15 protein-coding genes and 1 pseudogene are annotated in these 25,152 nt (G+C 62.7%); 6 read left to right on the top strand and 10 right to left on the bottom strand.

The annotated features are described in order from the left end of the window. Nucleotides 1-7 precede the first annotated feature (7 nt). Both AC6H4Z_RS22010 and AC6H4Z_RS22005 read right to left on the bottom strand, forming a co-directional pair. Nucleotides 8-1,723: an alpha/beta hydrolase-fold protein gene (locus tag AC6H4Z_RS22010; protein WP_497544119.1), complete on the bottom strand. Its 1,716-nt coding sequence runs from the start codon at nucleotides 1,721-1,723 to the stop codon at nucleotides 8-10. 242 nt (nucleotides 1,724-1,965) lie between these two features. After that, nucleotides 1,966-3,227: pseudogene (locus tag AC6H4Z_RS22005) on the bottom strand (MFS transporter). Between the two features lie 229 nt (nucleotides 3,228-3,456). Between AC6H4Z_RS22005 and AC6H4Z_RS22000 the strand changes: the two are divergent. Then, complete coding sequence (locus AC6H4Z_RS22000) at nucleotides 3,457-5,166, top strand: BamA/TamA family outer membrane protein (RefSeq protein ID WP_497544118.1); 1,710 nt, start codon at nucleotides 3,457-3,459, stop codon at nucleotides 5,164-5,166. Between the two features lie 11 nt (nucleotides 5,167-5,177). Here the strand turns inward: AC6H4Z_RS22000 and AC6H4Z_RS21995 are convergent, their stop codons facing one another. Genes AC6H4Z_RS21995 through AC6H4Z_RS21985 form a run of 3 tightly spaced genes read right to left on the bottom strand, consistent with a single transcriptional unit; the run spans nucleotide 5,178 to nucleotide 9,640 of the window. After that, a complete protein-coding gene (locus AC6H4Z_RS21995) occupies nucleotides 5,178-6,608 on the bottom strand; it encodes an ATP-binding protein (RefSeq protein ID WP_497544117.1) in 1,431 nt (476 codons plus the stop codon). A gap of 51 nt (nucleotides 6,609-6,659) precedes the next feature. Continuing rightward, nucleotides 6,660-7,019, bottom strand: coding sequence for a topoisomerase DNA-binding C4 zinc finger domain-containing protein (locus AC6H4Z_RS21990; RefSeq protein WP_497547075.1), 360 nt, complete (start codon nucleotides 7,017-7,019; stop codon nucleotides 6,660-6,662). A 26-nt stretch (nucleotides 7,020-7,045) separates the two neighbouring features. Beyond that, nucleotides 7,046-9,640 carry a UvrD-helicase domain-containing protein gene (locus tag AC6H4Z_RS21985; protein ID WP_497544116.1) on the bottom strand — a complete coding sequence of 865 codons (2,595 nt, stop codon included), beginning with the start codon at nucleotides 9,638-9,640 and terminating at the stop codon, nucleotides 7,046-7,048. A 680-nt stretch (nucleotides 9,641-10,320) separates the two neighbouring features. Between AC6H4Z_RS21985 and AC6H4Z_RS21980 the strand changes: the two genes are divergently transcribed. The 3 genes from AC6H4Z_RS21980 (at nucleotide 10,321) to AC6H4Z_RS21970 (ending at nucleotide 15,870) form a co-directional block, all read left to right on the top strand. Beyond that, a complete protein-coding gene (locus tag AC6H4Z_RS21980) occupies nucleotides 10,321-11,877 on the top strand; it encodes a serine hydrolase (protein WP_497544115.1) in 1,557 nt (518 codons plus the stop codon). 68 nt (nucleotides 11,878-11,945) lie between these two features. Continuing rightward, complete coding sequence (locus AC6H4Z_RS21975; RefSeq protein ID WP_497544114.1) at nucleotides 11,946-14,252, top strand: S9 family peptidase; 2,307 nt, start codon at nucleotides 11,946-11,948, stop codon at nucleotides 14,250-14,252. 70 nt (nucleotides 14,253-14,322) lie between these two features. Then, entirely contained in the window at nucleotides 14,323-15,870 is a 1,548-nt protein-coding gene (locus AC6H4Z_RS21970; protein ID WP_497544113.1) for a serine hydrolase, read from the top strand. Between the two features lie 247 nt (nucleotides 15,871-16,117). On the opposite strand, the gene AC6H4Z_RS21965 is transcribed toward AC6H4Z_RS21970, so the two are convergent. The 4 genes from AC6H4Z_RS21965 to AC6H4Z_RS21950 form a co-directional block, all read right to left on the bottom strand. Continuing rightward, complete coding sequence (locus tag AC6H4Z_RS21965; RefSeq protein ID WP_497544112.1) at nucleotides 16,118-19,255, bottom strand: protein kinase domain-containing protein; 3,138 nt, start codon at nucleotides 19,253-19,255, stop codon at nucleotides 16,118-16,120. A 109-nt stretch (nucleotides 19,256-19,364) separates the two neighbouring features. Continuing rightward, a complete protein-coding gene (gene queG, locus AC6H4Z_RS21960) occupies nucleotides 19,365-20,324 on the bottom strand; it encodes a tRNA epoxyqueuosine(34) reductase QueG (protein ID WP_497544111.1) in 960 nt (319 codons plus the stop codon). After that, on the bottom strand, nucleotides 20,321-20,572 hold the full coding sequence (locus AC6H4Z_RS21955) for a hypothetical protein (protein ID WP_497544110.1): 252 nt from the start codon (nucleotides 20,570-20,572) through the stop codon (nucleotides 20,321-20,323). The genes queG and AC6H4Z_RS21955 overlap by 4 nt, the downstream gene beginning before the upstream one ends. Nucleotides 20,573-20,585: 13 nt before the next feature. Further along, the gene (locus tag AC6H4Z_RS21950) at nucleotides 20,586-21,992 is read right to left on the bottom strand and encodes an alkaline phosphatase family protein (protein ID WP_497544109.1); all 1,407 of its coding nucleotides are present in this window, start codon (nucleotides 21,990-21,992) and stop codon (nucleotides 20,586-20,588) included. Nucleotides 21,993-22,069: 77 nt separating this feature from the next. Between AC6H4Z_RS21950 and AC6H4Z_RS21945 the strand changes: the two genes are divergently transcribed. Beyond that, nucleotides 22,070-22,996 (top strand): LOG family protein, encoded by a 927-nt coding sequence (locus tag AC6H4Z_RS21945; protein ID WP_497544108.1) that lies wholly within the window; start codon nucleotides 22,070-22,072, stop codon nucleotides 22,994-22,996. A gap of 12 nt (nucleotides 22,997-23,008) precedes the next feature. Beyond that, nucleotides 23,009-24,259: a homospermidine biosynthesis protein gene (locus AC6H4Z_RS21940; RefSeq protein WP_497544107.1), complete on the top strand. Its 1,251-nt coding sequence runs from the start codon at nucleotides 23,009-23,011 to the stop codon at nucleotides 24,257-24,259. Nucleotides 24,260-24,265: 6 nt separating this feature from the next. Here AC6H4Z_RS21940 and AC6H4Z_RS21935 read toward each other — a convergent pair whose 3' ends face one another. Further along, nucleotides 24,266-25,069 carry an MBL fold metallo-hydrolase gene (locus AC6H4Z_RS21935; protein WP_497544106.1) on the bottom strand — a complete coding sequence of 268 codons (804 nt, stop codon included), beginning with the start codon at nucleotides 25,067-25,069 and terminating at the stop codon, nucleotides 24,266-24,268. Between the last annotated feature and the right edge of the window lie 83 nt (nucleotides 25,070-25,152).

The following is a 25,152-nucleotide window of genomic DNA, read 5'->3' as shown; positions in this document are numbered from 1 at the left end:
ACCCTGGTCAGTATTTCCACCAGGGTGTCGTAGTGCCGTCTGGTTTGTGGCGCACGGCGTGTGCGGCCATTTCGCGAATGCGATCCGTCGCCGTGCCCGGTCCGCTCCAGCAGTGCGGCTTTCCATCGCCGTACATGAAGAAACCCTCATAGTGCGGATTCTGTGTCGTCTTCATCCACGCTTCCAGCTCGCGCGTCGCTCGGTCGAGCTGGTAGGTATCGTTGTCGCCGACGTACACGTGGATCTTGTCGACCAGCTTTGGGCCGACCGTCGTCCAGTTCCGCTTCAGGTATTCCAGTAGGTCGAAGTTGTCTTTCCAATACTGTGCGACTGTCGGGTCAATCACGCCCGTCGTCTTGTCAAAGAGCGGCTTGAAGTATCCGTCGTCGCCAACCGGCCCGAACACGGCCGACCAGATGTCGAGCTGTCCGGTGCCAGATCGTCCCTTTGTGCCGTTCACGAGCTCCATGTAGTTCCGCTGCTGCGACGTCTGGCGCGGCGAGTAGTCGAGCTCACGCGAGTTGATGGTCGGCTCTCGGTACCATTCCATGTCCTTCCAGAACGCGTTCTTATCCTTGTACGCGTTGATTCCCTCCACGTCGGTAAACGTGACGGGATCGGGACAGCCGGACCAGGTGCCGCCAAAGAAGTCCGGATGGTAGATCTGCAGCGCCAGCGACTCCCATCCGCCGGTGGATCCACCGTCGAGCCAGCGCGCCCACGGCTCCTTGATCGTGCGAAAGCGTTTCTCGACTTCTGGTATGAGTTCTTTCATGACTGCGTCACCGTACGGGCCGACGTTCACCGAATTCACGGCGTACGAGTCGTCGAAATACGGGGCGGGATGCTGAAAGGTCACGACGAGCACACGCGGGAAATCGTCGCGCATCCACTCGTGAGACACCGGACTGTCGGCACCGGTCTCGGGGAATCGTAGCGGTGCGGCCGTGCTGAAGTGTCCTTGATCGTACAAGACCGGGTAGCTCATCGAAGGCGAAGTCTCGTAGTCGCGCGGGAGGAGCACCGTGGCACCAAGGTAGATCGGTCGCCCCCAGAACTTCGTGAGCATCGGGCTTTGAAAACGGAACCGCTTCACGAACTTCGTGTCGGCCAACATCGCGATCGGTGGAATCACGTGCGACGCATCGATCCGCACCTTGAAGGGCTTCGACGGATCGAAGTGAATCTTCTGCACGTCGCTGTACAGGTTGCCCGGCGAGCGGCTCCAGTTCTGGCCCTCCCACTGATCGTCGTGCATCCAGAGGACACGTCCGTCGGCGCGCTTGAACTCCGAGTAGACGTTCACGAAGCCTTGCACGTAGTAGTCGCCGACCGGAATGTCGCGCATGTCCCACACGGGATGTCCGAGATCGCTGGCGTCGACAACGGCAGGGGCACCCGCGGCAAGCCGCTCGACGTCGCGTCCGAAGAAGGGGGCGCCCAGCCGGCCAACCAGCGTTCGCGGTTCGGGCGCGCTCGTCTTGGACAGGATGACGTAGACGCGGCCGGTGACCGGACCATCGTGCGCGGCTGCCGGATACGTGATCTCGAATCGCAGCGTCGACGGGTCAACGCGTGGGCCAGGCGCGAGCTGCTGCGATTCCGCTGCTAGCGTCGCTGGAGTCTGAACGGCGCGTCGCGCTTGTTGTGCGTTGCTCGTCGTGAACGCGGCAAACGAAAGACCCAAAAGGATACCGAGCCGAGCGACGTACCGATTGGACATGTGAAGCCTCGAAGTGTGTGTCGACGATCGCAGACTCACCTCAAAATCCGACGTCGAGATTCAGACGCAGCGGGTTTGGACACGAATAACACGAATCAAACCGAATCGAACCGTGTGCGTCCACGGTGCATCGTCGCCTAAAATGCCAACGGTTCGATTGATTGTCATTCGTCGCATTCGTGTCCAAAGGAACGCCGTGCAGGCTTGAGAATCCAGACTCACTGCTGTTTTCGGACGCGGGCCTAAGACACTCCGGGGATAGCGTCGCCGGCATACGATGGCGCGCCGAAGCGGCGCACATCCGAGATGCTGAGCAAGACTCCGACGCTGACGAGGATGCAGGATGCCGCCGAGGCCAGCGCCGCTTGCGGTCCGAGGAGCGCGACTGCCGGCGCCGCGAGAACGTAGCCAAGCGGAGTTAGGCCCATGTCGGTCAGCTGGACGACGGACATGACGCGCGACAGTACGCCAAGTGGGACCTCTCGCTGGATTGCTGTCAACGTCAGTACGCTCAGCACCGCCGCACCCGCGCCGAACGCGATGCCTCCGACGAGGAGCACGACGAGCGGCGCACCGACGGCGAGAAGAAAGAGCAGCGGAAGGAGTGAGCAGACCGCCAGTTCGACGGCCACGAGGGAGCGCTTGGGCTGCCATCGCATCGCTCCAATCGCCCCCGCAAGCGCGCCCGCTCCAACCATACCCAGTAGCACGCCCCAAGCTCGCGCGCCGTTCGGGAGCGTCGCGAGCAGAGTCGGCGCGATCACACGGAACGGCGCGATCGCAATCAGATTCAGCAACCCAAATTGACCGACCACCAGCCACAGCCAGCGTCTCTCGGCGTACGCCTGAAATCCTTCTCGAAGATCGCGCCAGACATGAGGGTTCTTTGATAGCTTCGACGCTTGTGCATCCGGCCCAAGCCGAACGAGAAGGAGACACACGGCGCTGGCCGCGTAGGACAACCCATCAATGCCGAGCGTCCATCCTGGGCCAACGCCAATGACGATCAGGCCCGCAATGGAGGGTCCGATGATCATGGCGAGCGCAGTCCCCGTTCTCAGAGCTCCGTTCGCGCGCGCCAGATTCTGCTTGTCCACGATCCCAACGAGAAACCCGCTACTCGCCGGCCCGAAGAAGGCGTTGCCGACGCCAACCAGCGCGGTCAGCGTAACGATCAGCGCGAGCGAGTGAGAGCCGCCATCAAAGCGACAGCGAGCGCAATCTGGGCAACACACCGAAGCATGTCGCTGCCAATCATCACGCCGCGGCGCGACCAGCGATCTCCAATCACACCGCCGATCAGCAGCAGGGCGACAGTCGGGATGGTTTGCGCCGCAAGCACGAGTCCGAGCCCACCCGCTCGCAGTCCGGCGTCCAGCACCGCGAAGCTCAGAGCTACGGGTACCATGGCTGTACCGATCGCCGACAGCGTGGCGCCGGCTAGATACAATCTGAAATTGTGGCTGAGCGGCGTTCGGACGGGATTCGTAAGCGTGTCGCTCATACGGCCTCGTGGGTCGTTACATGACGCAACCTTGCTCAATCGCCGTCGCTAGGAGGGGGAAGGACGGCGCCGAAAACGTACGGTGGGTCACGATCAGGCGCCAATCTCTACAGCGACCTGGGCTGGCACTAGGGTTCCTTCGGGACTCTACCGCGTACGCCCGGGACCGATCAACATCAGGCGATTGAACAAAACCACGTGCCACCGACGTCGAGGGCCGAGGAGCTACATGACGAATCCCATATTGGTCGTTGCCATCGTTATCGCCGCGGCGCGCCTTCCGGCGCAGACGCCGGATTCATTGCAGGTCAGTTGCGACGGACGTCTCGTGACTGCCATCGACGTCCATCCACAGCCGCCGGCGCTCGTTGGCACTGAACTGTCCGGGTGGCGACTCGCTGCGAAGTACGCGGTTTTTCAGTCGAGCACCACGCGCGAGACGACCGTTCGCTCTTTCCTCCGTGCGAAGGTTGGCGATCGATGCTCGGATCATTGGCTGGGCGAGGTGGCCCGAGTGCTCCGTGCGCAGCCCTATCTCGCGTCGGTCGCCGTACGCACTGCGAACGATGGGAACGATGGTGTCCGCCTGATTATCGAGACCGTCGATGAAGTGCCGGTGATCCTTGGTGGCGGCTACACCAAAGGAGGATTGTCGAACATCAAATACGGGAACGCGAACATCGGCGGTTCGGGGCTCTCGGCGTCCACGCAATGGCGCGACGGGCGCTTCTATCGCGACGGTCTCTCGCTCTCGTTGCGACAGTACGGTTTGTTCGACCGACCACTCGTCGCGTCGCTCGACGTTGTCCGCGATCCAGTCGGCGGACAGTTTACTGCCGCAATCACGCAGCCATTTCTCAGCGATCTGCAACACATCGCGTGGTACGCAGGCGGGACACAGAACACCTCGTACCGTGGGTTCGTACGCAGCTCCGGTCCTGACCTCTCGCTGCCGATCACGCGGGACATCTGGGCAATGGGCGGCGTTGCTCGCTATTCATGGCGCGGCGCGAGCGTGCTGATTGGTCCGCTGTCGACATACGAGCAGTCGCGTCCTGACGCATCTGGCGTGATCGTCGCGGAACGCGGACTGATTCCCGCCGACACTTCTGTTCTCGAAGGACGCTACGCGCCGTATCGCGCATTCCGCGCCGGCGGTGCAATCGGTCTTCGCGTTCTCGACTACCTACATGTGCAGGGATTCGACGCACTCCTTGGCGAGCAAGATCTCGCGCGTGGCGTGCAGGTGGCAGCAACGGCGCAGCGCGCGCTCTCGGGTACCGCGGGAATGGGCGGATCGACACTCGTCACCCTCGACCTGTACTCTGGTGCGGGCACCGCACGTTCATTCGCCGCGCTCCGGCTCGAAGGCGACGGCTTGGCCGGCGCGAGCGGAGAAAGCTGGAGCGATGCTGCGCTCAGCGGCCGCGGCGCGTGGTATCACAAGAGTTCCGACGTCAGCGTGTTCGAAGCGAGCGCCGAGTTCGCGGGTGGATGGCGTGAGCGACTTCCGCTGCAACTGTCGTTGGGAGAGACGCCATCTGGAGTGCGCGGCTACAACGGAACGGCCATCGCGGGCGGGCGCCGCGCAGTGCTCCGGCTCGAGGAACGGCGGACGTTGTTCTCGACTGGCAGGCTTGCTCAGTGGGGCGGCGCGCTGTTCACCGACATTGGCAAGACGTGGTCGGGCGACGTCCCGTTCGGCGAAACGACCGTCGCGCGCGGAAGTCTCGGTGTCTCACTCCTTGCGGCCGTACCACCCAAATCTCGGCGGATGCTGCGCGCCGACCTCGTCATGCCAGTCACTGGCGGCGCCGCGAAACGTTGGATGTTGAGAGTTTCCTCAGTGGACGCTACGCGCGAATTTTGGCGCGACCCGAGCGATCTCGCGCCGGTGCGGGCCGGAATGCCTGCATCACCGATTTTCGGCTGGCCGTAGGAGCCGAGTTTTCATGCGCCCTTGGTGGCCGGAAGTGCGACTCTGAACTCGGTGTGGCCGGGCTTGGAATCGAAATCGATTCGTCCATGGTTCGCTTCCACCAACCGTCGAACGATGTCGAGACCCAGGCCCGTACCTTGTCCCACTGGCTTTGTCGTGAAAAACGGATCGTAGATGCGTCGCTTGATTTCATCGGGAATTCCCGGACCGTCGTCGATTACGCGAATGACGACGTTCGGCCCTTCGGCGCTCGCGTTGATGGTCACGCGACCGCCGCCGTTCACCGCGTAGAGCGCGTTGTCGATCAGGTTCATCCACACCTGATTCAGTTCGCTGCCGATTCCGAGTGGTCGTGCGAGGTCGTCCGCAGCGTTTAGCGTTAGCGACGCCGCTTTGGCCCGCGCCTTGTGTCCCAGTATGGCCAACGTGTCGGTGAGTCCCTGACGCAGGTCCACTGGCTCCGGCGTCGACTCACGATCCATGTACGTCATTCGCCGCACGGAACTCACCAGATCGTGAACGCGCGATGACGCACGCTCGACGTCGTGCGCGAGAAAGCGCACGTGGCTGCTCGCCGCCATCCACCGAACTGCAACGACAAGCTTGTCGCGCGACAACGTGCGCGCCAATCGATCGAGCGCATCCGTCGAAACAGCCGACTCGGCGAGCGCAGTGCTCGCCGAGTCGTCCATGCCGTGCTGCAGGAGCCAGTCAGCGATCGTTTCCTCGCGATCAGCGCGTTCGAGCGGGGAGAGAGAGATCGTCGTGGGTGCCCGGAGACACGTCACCCGCACGCTCTCGACGGCCGCTCGCTCGGACTCGTTCAGCTGTGCCGCGCCGACGGCGAGTGCCGCCTCTTCGGCTTCGGCAACGGCATCGCCAAGGAGCTTTGCGCCGCGCGTCGCGGCGGATGCCGGATTGTTCAATTCATGCGCGAGCCCGGCGGCGACGCGCCCCAACGATGCCGCCTTCTCCCCTTCGAGATCGCTCGCTCTGAAGGTCCGCGCGCGATCGATCATCGCATGCACGAGCGCGGCGGTCGTGTGCGGACAGGACACCGGCATCTGGTTCACATAGTCGCGGTCGAGGCACATCATTTCCGTCCGCTCTTCGACCGCGGAATCGCCCGGCGATATCGCGATACGCGAGTAGGGAAAGACTCCCGTGACGTCTCCGTCGCGCCAATCCATCACCTTGCGCAGGCTGCCGCCAACGTCGGCGAGGTGCGACACCCGTCCCTTGAGGATGACGTACAGCAGATTCACCGGGACGCCTTTGCTGACGACCCGATCGCCCGGCAAGAAGTACCCGCGTGTGCCGCGTTCGATTATCCAATCGAGCTCGTTTTGCGGTGCCGCCGACAGCGTTCTGTGCGCGCGCAGCGACTCGACGATCGTGGGATCGTCCTTCGCTGGCCTGAGATCACGTAACGAGGCGGTCATCGGCTGACATCATGGTGAGATATGGAAGTGCAACTGGTTCTTGTCATCGACTTACTTCAGCCGTCGCGTTCTTTGTGCGGTGCCCGCCGCATTCGCGAGCTTCTGCTTGAACGTGCAGGCGGGTCCTGTCCCCTCCGGTCGCCACTCGGTGCACCCCATGAACCGGCCGTAAGGTCCGTCGCGTTCGACCAAAGCGCCCTGACCGCAGGAGGGACAGAGCTCGGCGACGAACGCGCACGCCGGCGCCGTGCAGCGGAAACCGGATCGTTCGCGAACGAATGCGCCGACTCCGCAAGCCGGGCAGAACTTCGCCTTACCTTCGCAGAGTGGATAGTCGCTGCATCTCCAGAACTGGCCAAGCTCGCCCTGCCGGCGCAAGAGCCGCCCACCCTTGCACGTCGGACAGGCAATGTGCGCGTCCGCCGCAACGGAGGGTACTACCCACTGCCGGTATTCAGTGCGCTCGATCTCCTCGACGAACTTTGATCGACGTGCCGGGTCCGTGAGGATGAAGCACCTGAATCTCGCTCGCGTGAGCGCGACGTAGAAGACACGTCGCTCCTCCGCGTTTCGAACGCGCCGTCTCCAGCCAACACGAGATCGAGCACTGGGTCATCAACCGCCTCGGCCGGAAACCCCATCCAGCCTTCGACGACATCCAAGATGACTGTGTAGTCGGCTTCGAGTCCTTTCGAGCGGTGCACCGTCAAGAATTCGAGCGCCAGATTGCTATGTCGGCGCGCTATGCGTTCCCAGAGCTTCGGCTTGGTGTGGTTATACCGTCCGAGCACCAGCACCGTCGGCCGTTGGTCCTTCGCGGCGGGTGCAGCACGCCACTCGCGTACCGCGTGGCTAGCGACCCGAGTGAGGACGCGGTCGAGCGTCTCGTCCGTCCTCTCGCCGGCGGCAGAAGCGTGTACCTCGATGGCCGGTTCACGCAGTGTGCGATGCGACACCAAGTTCTTCTTGAGTTGGAACGGGTTCTTCTGAACGAAAGTAGAACTCGCGGCCAACAACTCAGCAGTGAAGCGATGTGTCAGCGTGAGATCGCAGCGGCGCGTGACACCGAACACCTCGTTGAATCGCGTCATCTGCTCGATATCGCTGCCGGTGAATCGGTAAATGCTCTGCCAGTCGTCGCCCACGCAGAACAGCCGACGGTCAGTGACCTGGGCAAGCAGCGCCCGCAGGAGTCGACCTCGCCCACGTGAGAGATCTTGAAACTCGTCGACAATCACATGCGTGAAGGGCGAGACGAACCGTCCGGTCTCCACTCGTTCAGTCGCCAGGGCGATCATGTCGTCGAAGTCGATCGTGCCCGCAGCGGAGAGCGCGGCCTCATAGAACTGGAGGACTCGCCTGAACACGCGGAGGAAGGCCACGGCACGCGCCTGTGAACGCCTTCGGTTCTCTGCCCCCGAGAGTGACCGCGCGGCGGCTTCGACCTCCTCGAGTGTCCAGAGGTTCCCCTTGAACAAGTTGAGGAACGTCACAAGGAGTCTCGCGATGGGATCGACGAGCTTCTGTTCCTGCGCTGCAGCGAACACCGCTTGGGGACTGAGCGGCCGCGGCGTCACCCCCGCCGCACGAAGCTTCTCCTCGAGCAGCCGGAGGAGATAGCCCTCCTGCTGTTCGTAGGAGTACGTCTCGATCAGGCGAGTGCCGAAGTCGCGATGCGTTTTCCGCTTCCACTCCATCTCGTCCCGATACTTCTCGCGCTCTACGAACGGCGCAGTGTTTCCGTTGCGATCGACACCGAAGTGCTCCAGATAGATGTCGTAGTCCGTGAGATGAAAGTCCGGCTGGTACTGACGGTGCTGTACGGTGGCCGTATCGTGCTTGTATGGGTCCTCGTATCTGTAGGCTACGCCGTTCACGAACAGCCAATTTGCAATGAAGAGTTCCTCGTAGCTCTTGACCTTCTCGCCCTGAAGGGTACGGATGTCTAGACCCAGAATGAGCTGGTGGTATTCGTGAGCGTTTTCATATGAAAACGATGATTGGTAAGGAAATTGGAAATGGGACAAAAACGCGGTAGTATCGCCCTGTGTTTCTGGATCGTCGACCAGGGCCTTGAGATACTCCGTTAGCGCTATGGCCAGCGAATACGGGTCTTCGGCGAACTTTGACAGCGAGGGGCGCACACCGTCGGCGGCGGCCACGATCTCGAGGCCGAGTGAGTGGAATGTCGCGGATCGAATCTGCTCGGTGGCGCTTTTCCCTATCGTCGAGGCGATGCGTTCCGTCATCTCCGCCGCCGCTTTTTTGCTAAAGGAGAGCAGCAGGATCTGGTCAGGCCTCGCTGCGCCGGTGCGGAGCAGATACCCAACCTTACCGGCGACCGTACTGGTCTTGCCTGTTCCGGCACCAGCAACGACGAGGCAGTTGTCTTCGTCGCGAAGAATCGCCTCCTGCTGTTCATCAGTGAGCGCGTGTTTTCCGCCAGCTGACGCGAACCACGCGGCGTGTTCCTGCTTCTTCCGCTGGACGAACTCGTCATTTCGTTTTTCGACGAGTCGTTCACCGTTGGCGAGATAGCGCCGACAATCGTCGAAGTCGCGTGCCACGTCAGTAGGCAGCGAGAGCGTGTCAAACGCGTCGAGAATTCCGCCGCGCAGTCCTCGCGTCTGCGATTGCCACTCCGTGAGTGCGGTTCGGTTGAAATACGCGTCGCGGTCGACAAGGCAACGCAATGCTCGAGCAGCGGTCTGGGCGAGCGGGGCGACGCCCCACGCTGCCCAGTAGAGCGCGACATGTTTGGCTGTCTCGCGTGGCATTCCGCGCACGCGGCGGATGGTCCCGTCGTGCAGCTCGATGCTGAGCGTGTCCCAGAATACTCCACGCTTAGCGTTGACCGCGCGAACGTCCCGACGCGACAAACGAACTTCGCCACGGCGGCCTAAGAGTACCAATTCGCTCGGCTGGACCTCCACCGAGATTGGTGACTGGCGGAATAGCAGCCTTGCGAAGAAGCTCGTCGACGACTGTCGTGACGCCGCAGTCATCTGCTTTGGGCGATCAAGGAGTGCCACACAGTCTCCCCAAAGACCATCAGCGAAGAGCACGCGTCAGCCGCGCCGGATCAGGCCGCGCTCGATGAACGGCGGATCCCGTTCGCCAACCGGGGCTATTCCGTGACGATCATTGCGCGGCCCATCCGGGGAAGAAGCAGGCCAATTGGAAGACCGCGGGCGTCTCGCTGGGGCGAACACCGCCCGTCGCGGAATACTTCGAGCTGAACGGCTACCCCATCCGATTCGACGGTGCCCAGCCCGACTAAGACATTGCGCTTGAGTCCGCGATGCTCGCCACGCCTCGTCGTCGACCCCTCAAAAGTGCGACCGACGGAATTTTTAGATATCTCTAACAGCTCGCGCGTCGGCACCGCGGACCTGTTCCGGCGTTCACCCCTGCAGCCGGCCAAACGCACCCGCGGCGACGAACCGGCCAGGGCCGATCTCGAGCTGCACCCGCTCCTCGTCAACCCCGTACGCCGTTTCAGTATACCATTGCGGTCCACATCTGCCCGCTGCACCATTCAGGGGCTGCGTCCTCCGTTCTGCGCTGGAACGATGTGCGTTGACCGAAAGCCCCAGCTCCATTTCCCAGCAAGAACGGAAGAAGAGCGGCGCCACGAGGCACCGCTCTTCTTCCCGCGTCTCGATGCCCATGCTCCATCACCGCCTGTGTCACGATTGTGGAGATTCCGCTGATGCTCTCGTTCTTCCGTTCCGCTCTGCAAACCGCAGGCTTTGCGTTCGGCTGCATGGCGCTGGCCGCACCGCTGGCGCGCGCCCAGCAAGAGCCCTATCCCGGCTTCGATGCCTACGTCACGAAGGCGATGGCCGACGGGAAGGTGGCAGGATTGTCGCTCGCCATCGTACGCAACGATTCCGTGATCTACATCAAGGCCTACGGCGTGAAGGAAGTCGGTAAGCCGGACAAGGTGGACGAGAACACGCTGTTCGAGATCGGGTCGACCACCAAGACTTTTACGTCGACGTTGGTGGGCATCATGCAAACCGACGGCAAGCTTCGCTTGGATGACAAGATTTCGGCCCACCTTCCTGATTTCCGGCTGTACGACCCCTATGCGAGCGCCGAAGTCACCGTCCGGGACGCGCTCTCACATCGCACCGGCCTGGCTCGCGGCGAATTGATGTGGCTAGGCTCGGGACTGTCACGCACGGAGATCATCCATCGCCTGCGGTTCCAACCGCCCGCAACGAGTTTTCGCTCGGCGTATGCTTACAACAATCCGATGGTCGTCGTCGCCGGCGAAGTCGCGGCGAAAGCGGGCGGCAGCACCTGGGAAGATCTGATCCAGCAGCGGATCCTCACGCCCCTCGGAATGACGCGAAGCACGCCGTTGGTGAAGGATTTCAGCCGAGTGTCCAACGCTGCCACGCCGCACGCGATGGGTCCTTCCGGATCGTACGCGCAGGAACATGAGATCCTCGAGAACATCGGGCCCGCCGGCTCGATCAATTCGACGGCGCGGGACATGGCGCAGTATCTACGCTTCCAGATGGGTGATGGCACGTTCAACGGAAAGCGCATCATCTCAACCGCTGCGCTGCGCGAGATTCATACGCCACAAATGCTCATCGGCAGTGGCGGTCGAGGTGGCGCTGGGGTGGCACGACTCAACGCCTATGGGCTCGGCTTCTTTGTCGCAGATTTCCGCGATCACGTTTACTGGAATCATGGCGGCAACACCGTCGGCATGACCGCCGCGATGGGTATGCTGCCTACGGAAAAAATCGGCGCCGTCGTTCTCAGCAATCTCGACCACACCGGCGTACCAGACGCGATTGTGCGTTACGTGCTCGAACGGCACCTCAAAGTTCCGATTGAAGCCGTTGCTCAGAGCGGCCGTGGTGGTGGAGGCGGCGGTGGAGGCGGCGGTGGAGGCGGCGCCGGTCGCGGCAACGCTGCGCCGCCGGTAACGAGCACGCCGGCGCTGCCTTTGACCGCGTATGTCGGCACCTTCGTGGACAGTTTGTTTGGCGAAGTCACGGTCAGCGTGAAGGGCGACAAGCTCCACGCGGTGCGTGGCGGATTGAATGGCACGATGGAGCCAGTGAATCGTGACAACTTCACGTGGTCTACCGGGCTCACGGTACTTCCGACACTTCCGGTCGAGTTCCTCGTCGGCGCAGACGGACGAGCAAGCGCTCTCTCGATAACGTTCGGCGGAGAGTCCTGGCTCCTTAGCCGCAAGCCAACGCGAACGCCTGCGGGGGGAAACGGACAGGATAGACAATGAGCACCCGGAGCGCCGCACTCTGGGCTGACGCGGCCACAGTACACAACCTTCTAGTTTCGAGACGCTCAATGAATCGCATCAAGGTGATGGCGATGGTGTCGCTGTCTCTGGCGTTCGCGCCGCACCTATCGGCGCAAGGAAAGCCCACGATCGCGCAATTCCTGAGTCCCGCGTACCCCTCGAGCCTCGTGACGGCCAAGAAGGCGGACCGCATTGCGTGGGTCGCGTACGAGCGGGGCATGCGCAACGTCTACACGGCTGCCGCACCGGACTTCGCTCCGGTGCGGCTTACGAACTTCACGAAGGACGACGGGATCGAAATCAACACGTTGTCGCTGTCCGATGACGGATCGACCGCGTTGTTCGTTCGCGGAACGGGACCGAACCGGCAGGCGTGGGTTGCCAACCCCGCCACTGACCCAGACGGTGGGACCTTTGCCACATGGGCAGTGAGAACGAGCGGCGGACCAGCGTGGCGAGTTGCAGAAGGCGCCGGCTTTGCTGTCTCGCCTGACGGTCGCTACGCCATCACTGCACGGAACGGTCAGATCTATCGCGTCAGTGTCGCAAACGGCGGCGGCCCGAAGACAGCGATGGACACCGGTGGCGTCCCCTTTATCAAAGTGTGGGGAAGCAATGGTAGCCCGCAGTGGTCTCCGGACGGATCGAAGATCGCGTTTGTGAGTCTTCGCATGAATCACTCGCTGATCGGCATTTACGATGGGAAGACGCGCACGGTGGACTACGTCGACCCGAGCTTCGACTGCGACGGCACGCCGATGTGGTTCCCGGACGGGAAGCGTCTCTTGTTTTCTCGACGGCCTGGCGTGCCGTTTGGAAGACAAACACAGCAGGGCAATGGCAGTCTTGGTTTTCCCGCCGGGACGGCAGCCGTCCCGAGCGCCGCGAACGGTAGAGGAAGCGGGGACCTCGAAGCTGGTTGTAGCGCAGGACGTGGTGGTGGTGGCGGCGGCGGCGGCGGAGGAGGAGGGCGGGGCGGAGCGGGACGTGGAGGTGCCACCGCCAATCCGTTGCAGAGCTCACCAGGACTGTACAGCGCCACATTCCCGGGCGGTCATACTCAGTCGCTGATGGTGGCGGATGTCACCACGCGAAAAGCGCTCGAGGTGTGGCACAACGATTCGAAGGATCCTCTCTTTGCCAACATCGGCGCGATGCGCCTGGCTGGCGATCATATCGTGTTCCCGGTCCAGGTCCCGCGCGACGAGTGGGATCGGTTCTATAGCGTAGACCTGTCAGGCGAAGGAAATCCTGCGCCGGTGCGATTGACCACCAACGATGGTCTGATCGAAGACAGCGCAATTTCCCGCGACGGTCAGACGTTTCTGTATCAGACGAACGCGACCGACATCGAACGTCGACACATTTGGGCCGTCCCGGTAGCAGGGGGAACGCCGCGGCAAATCACCGTCGGGCGTGACGCAGAAACCGATCCGACGCCATTGGCTTCGGAGAAATACCTCGCCTACCTCTCGTATGGCGTAGCACAGCCGCCATCGGTGTCAGTGATGTCACGCCAGAGCGGCGCCACACGCGTCATCTTCCCGACGCTTGGCAAAGATTTTCCGCGCGCCGCGCACGTGACGCCGGAGGTTGTGATCACCAAGGCAGCCGATGGAATGGAGGTGCACAACCAGGTCTTCGTGCCGAAGGACCTGAAGCCTGGTGAGCGCCGTCCGGCGTTGGTATTCGTGCACGGTGGCCCGCCACGTCAAATGCTGCCGCTCTACCACTACATGGGGGCGTACACGTGGATGTATGCCTTCAATCAGTATCTGGCTGATCAAGGCTATATCGTAATCTCCATCAACTACCGCATGGGCATTGGGTACGGCCGGTCGTTCACCAATGCGCCTGGCACCATGACGAACGGCAACGCCGAATACCAGGACGTGGTCGCAGGCGCGAAATATCTGCAATCGCGACCTGACGTCGACTCAACCCGCATTGGCATCTACGGTCAGTCCTACGGCGGCTTGCTGACGGCACAAGCACTGGCTCGCAACTCCGACATTTTTGTGGCGGGGGCCGATCTCGCGGGGCTGCACCAGTATGTACCAACGATTTCCGACAGTTCGGTCGCGTACAAGTCGTCACCCATCGGTGCGATCAACGGCTGGAAATCACCCGTCTTCCTCTGGCAAGGTGATGACGACCGGAATCTGGATGCCTCGCAGACGATCGGACTCATTTCGCTTCTGCGCGCGCGAAATATCTACTACGAGCTCCTCGTGGTTCCGGACGACATGCACGAAGCCGCGTTGCATCGTCACGTGCTCGACATGTACGAGCATACCGCGGACTTTCTGCATCGCTTCGTCTGGGAAAAACAGACACCACCGTCTCGGAAATAGAGCGAGTACTATGTCATCTCGCGTTCGTACAGCCGCTGAACCGTCTACTCGTTCACAGGGAGTTCCCCGTATGAGAAGGCTACTAGTGAGAGCCGGCCTTCGCGCCGCGGTCTGCCTGGCACCAGCGCTCGCCCTGTCGAGCGCCGCCGCGCAGGAACCGTTTCCCGGCATGGAGGCCTACATCACCAAGGCGCTGCAGGCCTCGAAGATTCCGGGGATCGGCGTCGCAATCGTGCGCAACGACTCCGTGTTGTACACGAAAGGCTTCGGCGTTCTTGCGGCCGGATCGACGACCCCGGTCGACGACCAGACGTTGTTCGAGATCGGGTCGAGCTCGAAGTCGTTCACTGCGACGCTGGTAGCGATGGACGTCTCCGACGGCAAGATGCGCTACGACGACCGCGTCACGCGGTTCCTGCCAGATCTCAAGCTGAACGACCCGGTCGCCAGCGCCGAGCTCACCGTGCGCGACGCACTGACGCATCGAGCAGGATTGAGCCGCGGTGAGCTCATCTGGCTCGGCTCGGGCGCCACGCGTGCCGAGGTGCTGTATCGCGTTCGCTTCCTCAAGCCGCAGTCGCCGTTCCGATCACGATACTCGTATCAGAACATCATGGTGACGGCCGCCGGCGAAGCCGCCGCGAAAGCGGCCGGCACTTCGTGGGACGACATGGTGAAGCAGCGCATCTTCGTTCCGCTCGGCATGCGGTCGAGTGTATCGACGATGGTTGGACTGTCGACGCGCAACTTTGCGACCCCGCACGGAATGTCCGGCGACTCAGTCTATGTAAAGCCGCACACGAACATGGACAACATCGGCCCTGCCGGCTCCATCATCTCCAACGCGCACGACATGGCGCAGTGGCTGCGGTTTCAGTTGGGCGACGGCGTATACAACGGCAAACGACTCGTCAGCAGTGCCGCGCTGCGCGAGACCCACACGCCGCAGATCGTCATGGGCGCCATGGGTGGCGGCGGCCGTGGCGGCGCAGACTCGGTGCCCATCAATCACTTCAACACATACGGCATGGGCTGGATCGTCGAAGACTACCGCAAAGAGCTCGTCTGGCAGCACGGTGGAAATACCGACGGCATGACCACCGCCATGGGTGTGATGCCGGAGCAAAAATTCGGCGTCGTCGTGCTGAGCAACATGCTCAGTGCGCAACTGCCTGCTCAGATCATGCGGTACCTCTTCGATCGCCAGCTCAACGTGCCGACACATGAGCTGGTTGCGCGGGCGCCGCGCCAGCGCGCCGATTCCGGCGCGGTCGCACAGGCCGGTGCGCGTGCAACCGGCGAATCGCAGGTGCCGCTGGCCGCCTTCGTCGGCACCTACGCCGACAGCATGTACGGCGAGGCAACGGTGTCCATGAAGGATGGACGCCTCGAGCTCACACGCGGCGACTGGCACGGCCCATTAGAGTATTGGAACGCGACGAACTTCCGCTGGACCGTTCTGCCGAGCTCACCGACGGGCCCGATGTTCATGAAGTTCGAGGTCTCGCCGGAGAATCGCGTCACGGGCCTCTATTTCGGTCTGCCCGGCGATCAGAGCCTTCTTGCCCGAAAGGGAGCGGACGGGGGCGGCCGCGGTCGCGGGCGAGGCGGATCGTAATCCGGCGGCTCGCTCGAACGTTATACCTGACGCCCGAAGCGCTTTCACGCTTCGGGCGTTGCTGTGTTCAAGGAAATTGTTCGACCTTCAGCGTGTGCGTGCCCATCGCTGCAATCCGTGGGCATGTACGATGACATCGTGCTAGGTGTCGAACGTCGCCGGCCAGTCGATCGCGGTGGCTGCCGAGCCGTGGATGAAGTTCTTTCTCCCTGCGACTCGGGTAGGCAAGACGCGTGTCTCGCTCGCGCTACTTCGGCAGCGTCCGCCGAATGCGCTCCAGCCGCGTTCGCGTTTCCGTCACTTTGGGCTGAAGCTCGGGATCCGCCTGCTTCCAGAGCTCGACGAACGTGGCGTAGTGTTCCGCGGCGCGCTTGGTGTCGCCCTTTGCCTCGTACAGCTCGCCGAGCCGTTTGTGAACCGGACCGAGCGCCCAGTTGTCGGCATTGATGCGGCCGTTCTGCGTGACGGCGAGGTATCGCTCGAGGTTCGCGATCGTTGAATCAGCCTGATTCAGCTGATCGTACGCGCGGCCGAGCATCAGCGGCATGCAGAAGGAGCAGTTGATCGGCAGCCCGTCTGCACCGTTATCCATGCGCCGGAAAACCCGAATTGCCTCGTCCGGCCTCCCTTCGGCCATCAGCATGTTGCCCTCGGCAAAGGCCCGATGGCCAGGATACGACTGCCGATTGACGGAGTCCTTGGCCGCAACGTCGAACAGCTGTAACAACGGGCGCGCACGCTCAGGTGCGCCGGCAATCGAATAGTTGGCGACCGCGTCGAGAATTGCCCCGGTGGGTGATGCGGCCGTGAGGGGCATGGTGCGGATTGCCGAATCGAGCCTGGCGATCGCTCGCTGGTTCTGCCCGCGGAGGAACGCATCGTCGAGCGCCATCCGGAAGGGAATCTGCAGGAGATTCACAGTCGCGCCTCGCGCCTTGTTCCGCGCACGAACCTCGAGCGCGATGCTGTCGGACTCGCGAAGCCGGCCACGCACTTCCGCGATCTGTCGCACCAATCCGAGTAGGCCCGCCGATTGTTGCAGTATTCCTGCTCTCTTCGCGCTCGCCCTCGCGCGTGCTTCGGCCGAATCGATCTCGCCTCGCATGTACAGCAAGGTCGCTTCTTGGTATTCGGTTGGGTACTCGATCTTCCGTTCCCGCATCACGCGATACACGGAATCCGCCGCGTCGAACCTGCCTTCGTCAGCCAGCGTGAACGCGAGGTTGGCGTACAGAATGCCGCTTTCGGGCTCGACCACAATCGAGCGACGCATGAGCTGTTCGGCGCGGGCGATCTGTCGCGTCTGTCCAGCGATGATCGACAACGAGTTCAGCGCCTCGGCATCCATCGAGTCGACGCGCAACGCGCGCTCGTAGGCAGCGATCGCCTTCGGACGATCGCGTTTGTTCATGAAGTACGCGCCTTCCACATCGTTCCGCTCGAGCTCGGGCAACCGCGCGCGCAGCTTATACGCCGTCGACAGCAATGTGTCGCGCCGCGCCGCCTGGAGATTGGCATTCGAGAGCGTCGTGGAGAGCTGCAGGTACGCCGAGGCGAATCCGGAGTCCTTCGCAATCGCATCCTCGAACAGCGGAACCGCCTTCTGGAAATCCCCTTCGACGTCGTTGGCCCGGAGTGCCGCCGCATACGAACGCAGCGCATCGAGCGACGACGTTGCCACCTGGGCCAGCGGCGGAGCGTCCGCCACCGTCTTGAGCGATTCGCCGATCTTGCCGCGCAACTGCTTGGTGAGACGGTCGACGGCGGGAATGATGTCGGCCGCGCTGGCTGCGGACTCCTGATACACGGCCAGTTCGTCGCCCTTGGCGGCACTTACGAGCCGCGCTGTGATGATGAAACCCGTGCCGGCCGAGGCAATGTTTCCTGCGACGACGGCCTTGATGCCCCCGCGTTCGGCGATGTCGCGCGCAAGGGCAAGGTCGACGCGCGACGTCGCTGGTTTCTGCATGCGCTCGAGCGCCGCGACAATGCCGCTGGTCGGCACGAGCTGCACGGCACGGGACTGCGCCAGGTTCGTGCGCACCGCGACAGACACGACATCACCGAGCGCAGAATCCTTGCTGGCTGCGTCGAACGAGGCGACCAGTACCTTGTCCTGCGCATTCAATTTTCCCGCGGCAAGTAGCGACCCCGATGGACCGATGCCGAGCACGCGCAAAACGAGGTACCCAGCGACGAGCAGCGCGAACGTGGTGAGCGCCGCGATGCCACCACGTGCAGTGCGCGTCCACGACATGTGCGGACTCGCCTTCACGGCGAGTTGCGCGAGCGTGCCGTTCGCACTTGGCCGCACGACGCTTCCCTGAGGGGTGAGCGTTGGTGTCGCCTGCGCGACGCGTCGGGCGACGTACTGTGCGTACCCGGTGAACAGGATTACGGGAAAGCCGAGCGCCATCACGATGAGCGCGCCGGAGAAGATCCATTCGGGCAGGCCCTGCGTTGCAATGAGGAGACGCGCAACGATGGCGACGCCGATGAACGTTGCGGCATACACGCCCATCGCACGCAACAACAGTCCGCGCCCGTGAAATGGCATCGCGAGGCTCGGGCCCGACGTCGTTACCGCGAGTTCCTGCAGCAGTTCATCGGCGTTGGCGGGACGGTTTGCCGGATCCTTAGCAAGACAGCGGGTGATCAACTGCGCGAGTGCGGGCGGAGTGTCCGGGCGCAGCTCATCGATGCGACGCGGAATCTCTGCCATGTGCGCCGCCATCAACTTGTGCGGCGGGAGCCCGTGAAACGGTGGATGGCCGGCCAACAACTCGTACCCCATGCAGCCATACGCGTAAATGTCTGCGCGATGGTCAGTGGCGGGATCGCCCGCCGCTTGTTCCGGCGCCATGTACGCGGGCGTTCCAACCGCGGTGCCGAGCTGCGTGAGGGTTGCACCGGCGGGTCGCTCTTGCGCGGCCGCGATGGCCTTGGCAATTCCGAAATCGGCGACGACGGCCGAACGTCCGGATAGGAGAATGTTGTCGGGCTTGATGTCGCGGTGCACGACTCCGCGCTCGTGCGCGTAGGCGAGCGCCTTGGCCACGTCGCGAAGAATGTCGACCACCGCATCAATCGAGACAGGTCCCTTTGCCAGCCGCGCGCGGAGGCTCTCGCCTTCGACGTACGGCATCGTGTAATACGGCAGCCCGTCCAGGTCTCCGGCGCCAATCACCGGGACGATGTTTGCTTGCTGGAGGGATGCGGAGAGCTGGATCTCGCGCTCGAATCGTTCCGTCGACATCGCCGCCGCAAGCTCTGGTGCAAGCACTTTCACGACGACGTGCCGGCCCAGCCTGTTTTCGACCGCAACGAAGACCCGAGACATTCCGCCACCACCGAGCTCACGCTCGATCGTGTGCGTACCGCTCATCGAGTCTTGTACGCGTTGCCGAAGATCCATGTTGTGTCGGGGGCCGATTTGGGAGAGGCGGGAGCGGTAAACATGCAGATCTCAGCGCCCATGCACCAGTCGAAACGATTCATGGTCTGACATCCTCGTCGCCCATGTTGCCGAGCACTACCGCCGCATTGCGCTTCAGCCCACGAAGTTTCGCGCGCTTCATCGGCGAGCCCTTGAACGCGATTCGAAAATCCTCATCGCTCATCGCGAGGATGTCGCGCGCAAGCGTGCGCGAAGCTTTCCCTGCGATTGCCTCCCGCGCCGCGAACGCCGGCTCGCGCAATTCCTGCGAGAAGCGAACGTTCCATGGGCAGACTTCCTGACAGATGTCGCACCCGTAGAGCAGGTCGCCGATCAGCGGGCGCATTACTTCGGGAATTTCACCCTTCGCCTCGATGGTGAGATACGAGATGCACAGGTTCGAATCGAGCACCTGCGGCTCCACCAGCGCTTGCGTGGGACACGCATCGAGACACCGCCGACACGTGCCGCAATGATCGGTGGCGAACGGCTCGTCCGCCGTCAGCTCCAGATCGACGAGTAGCGCCGCAAGAAAGAAGAACGACCCAAGTCGCGGATTTATCAGCGTCGTGTTCTTTCCGAACCAACCAAGCCCAGCACGCCGCGCGAGATCGCGCTCGAGAATCGGCCCGGTGTCGACGTACGCTTTTCCCGGCACGCGTCGCCCAACGTGCTGCTCGATCCATCGATGCAAATCGTTGAGCCGCTCGAGAACGACGTCGTGATAGTCATCGCCGCGCGCGTATCGCGCGACTGGACCCGACGGCTCGCGCCCGCCGTAGTTCATCGCCACCACGATCGCGCGAGTCATTCCTTCCAGCGGCAGTCGCGAGTCGCGTCGCTTCTCCGCGGTGCGCGACAGATACGACATCTCGCCCTCGAAGCCCTTCGCGAGCCATGCGTCGAATTCGGGCGCCGTAGGTGCAGGACCGAGTGTCGTAATACCCACGAGATCGAAGCCGAGGCCGTAGCTCTGCGCCTTGATCAGCTGTTCGAGCGTGTCCTGCGGCGCGATCAATGGTCGCGCACCGCCCAGCGCGCGTACCGCACGACATCCTCGGGCGGCGGAACGATGTTCTCGTCGCCGTATGCCGTGTACATCCGCCAGCGCACATAGTCCTTGGCCGGCAGTGGGATGAACGGAAACCGTCGATACCAGCCGCGCGCCCGAAAGCGCCACGCCACGCGCAACAGCGCAACGCCGGTACTCGGGCTGCGCATCGACCGCAGGAAAAGCGAAAAACTCAGGCGTGACCAGGAAGGCATGGCTGAAAGATCGTCAGATAAACGATGCACCGTCCAGCCCGGACGGAATCGCTTTGCCCAGCGCCGCCAACGCACTCGGCATGACGTCGACGGTGCGCCGCGGTGCGCGCTGCACTGGTCGATTCGTCAGGAGCGGCACGAGCATATGCTCGCGATGCAACGCGCCGTGCGAGCTCACATGTGGAATCGGTTCGTATCGCGCACGAAAGTCCCAGTCGCGCGCCGCCGAGAGAATGATCTCGCCCGAGCGCGGTGCGAGCGCGAGGTGAATGATCTGCACGACGCTGTCGGGATAGTCAGTCTCGATTGTCGCGTCGTACGCTTCATCGCTCGTGAGGCCAGAAAGATCGCGACCAATTCCGAGCGGATCGCCGGAATCACGACGATAGAAATACCGATCGCCCTCCATCCACACCGATGCAACGCCGCTGGCACCAGAGTGGATGTCGACAGTCGACGCCCGCGGCACGAGAGCGAGATCGACGGAGGGAAGGGCCAGCACGGTGTTAAAGAGCTCTACATACCGGCCATTCAATGCGTCGGCGCGACGCTTTCGCGACGGCAGCTCGAGGTACAAATGCGCCATCGCGTTGCCGCTCACCATCACGGCGACATCAGATCCAACGCGCAGCACCCACGGGTGCGACACGGTCCGATAGCCTGCAGCTTCGACGACGCGCACGAGATCCTCGTGCTGGGTGACGCGTGAATGACCGTGGTCGCTCACGATCCAGAGGGACATGTCGTCCCAACGGCCCGCGCGCTCCGCATCGGCACGAATGCGCGCCGCTGTTTCGTCGACGATACGCAGCGCATCCATGATCATCGGAGAATTCTGCCCTCGCGCGTGCGACACCTTGTCGACACCCGTCAGTGCAGCAAACACGAGCTCGGGTTTGTCGTCGGCGACGCGCTGAACGACCTGGTCCGCCACGTCGCGATCGATCGTCAGCCAACCCGCGACGTTTCCGGCGAAGTGTGTCCTCGCTGCTCGCACCGCCGACCGCGGCGTGATCGAACCGATACGATTCTGCTTCGGCAACCCACGACCGATGACGTTGAGCGCGCCAAGACTTGGTGAGCAGAGTTCGAAGATCGTCGGCGCGTCGGCCGCGATGTCGCGGTCGATCGCGCCCATCTGGTACCCGACGTAGCTCCGCGTGTAGTCGGGAAAGCTGCAGACCTCTCGCGCCCGATCGAACCAGCGAAGCCCCGGTAAGCCGATCGGCCCGGGGAAGCGCCCCATGAGAAATGGGGCGTATGCTGGCCCCGTGACCGACGGGAAGCAGGTCGTGATCGTGTGCAACGCGCCGCCGCCCTCGGCGCGCAGCTGCGCAAGAGACGGCAGGGATCCACTGTCGAGCGCTGCGTCGAGAACGTCTGGACGCGCGCCATCGGCGAGCAGGATGACGACGGACAAATGATCGAGTGAGTCGAGTCTGAGTTCCGGAAGGTCGCCTCTGTGCTCCTGCGCCTCAACCCCACTAAGATGCACGCATGAGCGACTCGAAAAAGCGCCCAAGCGCCAAGAAGCCAAAAGCGCCGCGCACCGCCAGCGGGAAAAAGTCGAGCCCGGAACAGCTCGCCGAAGCCACGATGACGTCTCGCGAAGGATATCGCGAGCGGACCGAGGCGGGCCATCGCGCCGCGGGCCGCACGCCCCCGTCCGAGAAGACCCAGTCGCGTCAGTCGGGCGCCGCGCGCGTCATCGACGACTCGATCCGCAGCTTCGACGGCGCCATCACCGAAGACGAAAAGCTCCTGCAGACCAGCCCCGATCGCCGCGATTTCCGCGCGACCGACACCTGGCGCGTCATGCGCATCATGGGCGAGTTCATCGAGGGCTTCGACAATCTCGCCACGATCGACAAGGGCGTGACGATCTTCGGCTCGGCGCGCACGCACCCGGACGATCCGCAGTACCAAGCGGCCCAGGAAGTATCTCGGATACTCGCTGAAGCCGGCTTTGCGATCATCACCGGCGCTGGCCCGGGGATCATGGAAGCGGCGAACAAAGGCGCCAAACTCGGGGGCGGACGTTCGGTCGGGTGCAACATCGAGCTGCCGTTCGAGCAGGGCGCCAATCCGTACGTCGATACACTCGTGAACTTCCGCTACTTCTTCGTGCGGAAGACCATGTTCATCAAATACTCGAACGCATTCATCATCTTCCCGGGCGGGTACGGCACGCTCGACGAAGCGTTCGAAGCCCTGACGCTCATTCAGACGGGAAAGATCTATCAGTTCCCGGTGATCATGTTCGGCCGACACTACTGGGCCGGGCTCATTCGCTGGATCCAGTCGCGCGTGCTCGGCGAGGGAAAAATCTCCCCAGGCGACCTCGATCTGATGCTTCTCACCGACGACCCGCAGGAAGCGGCGAACGCGGTGATCCAGGCGTGGGAATCACAGCAAGTCAAATAGAGAACTAGAGCAATGGCGAAAAAGAAGGTCACGTCGTCCAGCCGCGATCGCGGCGGATTCAAGTCGTCGCGTCATGGCGACGGGAAGCGCGCGTCCGCTGCTGGCCCCAAGGGCGAACAGAAGCGAGCCGCTGAGGAGCGCGAAAAGGCTGGCGTGAAGCACACGTCGGGCGAGAAGAGCAAATACCTACGCGGTCCGCGCATTGATCCGACCCCGATCACCGGCAATGAAACGGCCGCGGATCTGATCGACGGAGCGTTCCTCGCCTACAACGCGGCGCGTCTGCGCGAGGCGTGCGGTCTCTACACCAAGAAGATGCTCGAGCCCGACGTCACCGTCGGTCTCACGCTCACCGGCGCGCTCACGCCCGCTGGATTGGGAATGGCCGCGATCATTCCGCTGATCGAAAGCGGTTTCGTCGACTGGATCATCTCCACCGGTGCGAATCTCTATCACGACACGCACTTCGGACTTGGCCTTGCGATGCACCGCGGCAATCCGCAGGAGTCCGACGTCGTGCTCCGTGAAGAGGGAGTCGTTCGTATCTACGACATCTTCTTCGACTACGACGTTCTCCTCTCGACTGACGCATTCTTCCGCAAAGTGATTCAGGGGAAGGAATTCCAGAAGCCGATGTCGAGCGCGGAATTTCACAACCTCTGCGGCAAGTACGTCCGCGAACGCGAGAAGGCACTCGGCCTGTCGCGAAAGTCGTTGCTGTCGGCCGCGTACGAAGCCGGCGTTCCGATCTACACGTCGTCGCCTGGTGATTCATCGATTGGCATGAACGTCGCCGCGCTCGCGCTCGAAGGGAACAAGTGCACGATCGATCCGAATCTCGACGTGAACGAGACCGCGTCGATCGTGCTCACGGCAAAGCGCAAAGGCGGTAAGTCCGGCGTCCTCATTTGCGGCGGGGGTAGCCCAAAGAATTTCATGCTGCAAACCGAGCCGCAGATTCAGGAAGTTCTCGGTATCGACGAGAAGGGCCACGACTTCTTCCTGCAGATCACGGATGCGCGCCCCGACACCGGTGGTCTGTCGGGCGCAACGCCGGCCGAGGCAGTGAGTTGGGGTAAGATCGATCCGGATCGCTTGCCCGACGCCGTCGTCTGCTATCTCGACTCGACCGTCGCGCTGCCGTTGCTCACCGCATACGCACACGCGCGGCACAAGAAGCGCCCGCTCAAGCGTCTCTACGACCGTCGCGCACAGATGATGAAGCTTCTCGTCAGTGAATTCGAGAAAGCCTCAAAGGAATAGCTCGGACTACGGCGCGGCGGCCGAACAACTGCCGCGCCGAACGGCGCTGACGAAATTCCGCGTCGTGTAGTCGCCGTTCGAGAGAACCGCGGCAGCGGTTTCGCCGCCGAGTACTCTCTTCACGATCTCCGCATCGCTCCAACCGTCCGCGATGCGGCGGTCGATGGTTGAAATGGTCTCGCTGAGCCAGGCAATCTTCCGATCGATTGCCTTAACCGCGGGTTCGATCAGCCCACGGTGTGCATCGAACATTCGCACGGGTTGCAGCGCGGCAACTCGTCGGAGGCTATCCATGATTTGATATGGATTCTCTGACGAATGCACTGTCCGCGCACGAACGCCGAGCCAGAGATCGCCCGAGAACACGGTTCGCGTCATCGGATCCCAGACGACTTGGTGATCCTTCGTGTGGCCTGGCGTGTGCACGAACTCCAGTCCCGCGAGATCGAATGGCGCGAGCGACGTTTCGAACGCTGGCGGCCGTCCCCACGTGACTCGTCGATACGCGCCGATGTGTGGCCGACTCCTCACGATTTCCTCGGTGTCGGCCCGAAGCAAAACCGGAACGCCACGCCGCGCGATCAGTGCCGCGTTCCCTGAATGATCTTCGTGCCAGTGCGTTACAACGCAGCCGCGAACTCCTATCGCGTGTATCGCGTTGAGGAATGGGCGACGCGCGTGGTGGAAGCCGCTGTCGATCATCACGCCGCGAATGACATAAGCGCTGACGTCGAGATTGAAGGCCCTACTCCCCAGACTCGCCATCCGAATGCGCTGTACGTCGCCGTAGCGCTCGACAGAAAGGCTCATCGGCTAAGCTCCCCTTTGCCAGATCGCGCGCGAGGGGTATGTTCACGAAGTCGACCGCGCCCGGCCCCTTCGGCCGGGCGCTC

The sequence above is a fragment of the Leucogemmata humicola genome (assembly GCF_055379415.1).
The sequence above is the reverse complement of the archived record's forward strand: the minus strand, read 5'-3'. Positions and strand labels throughout refer to the sequence as shown.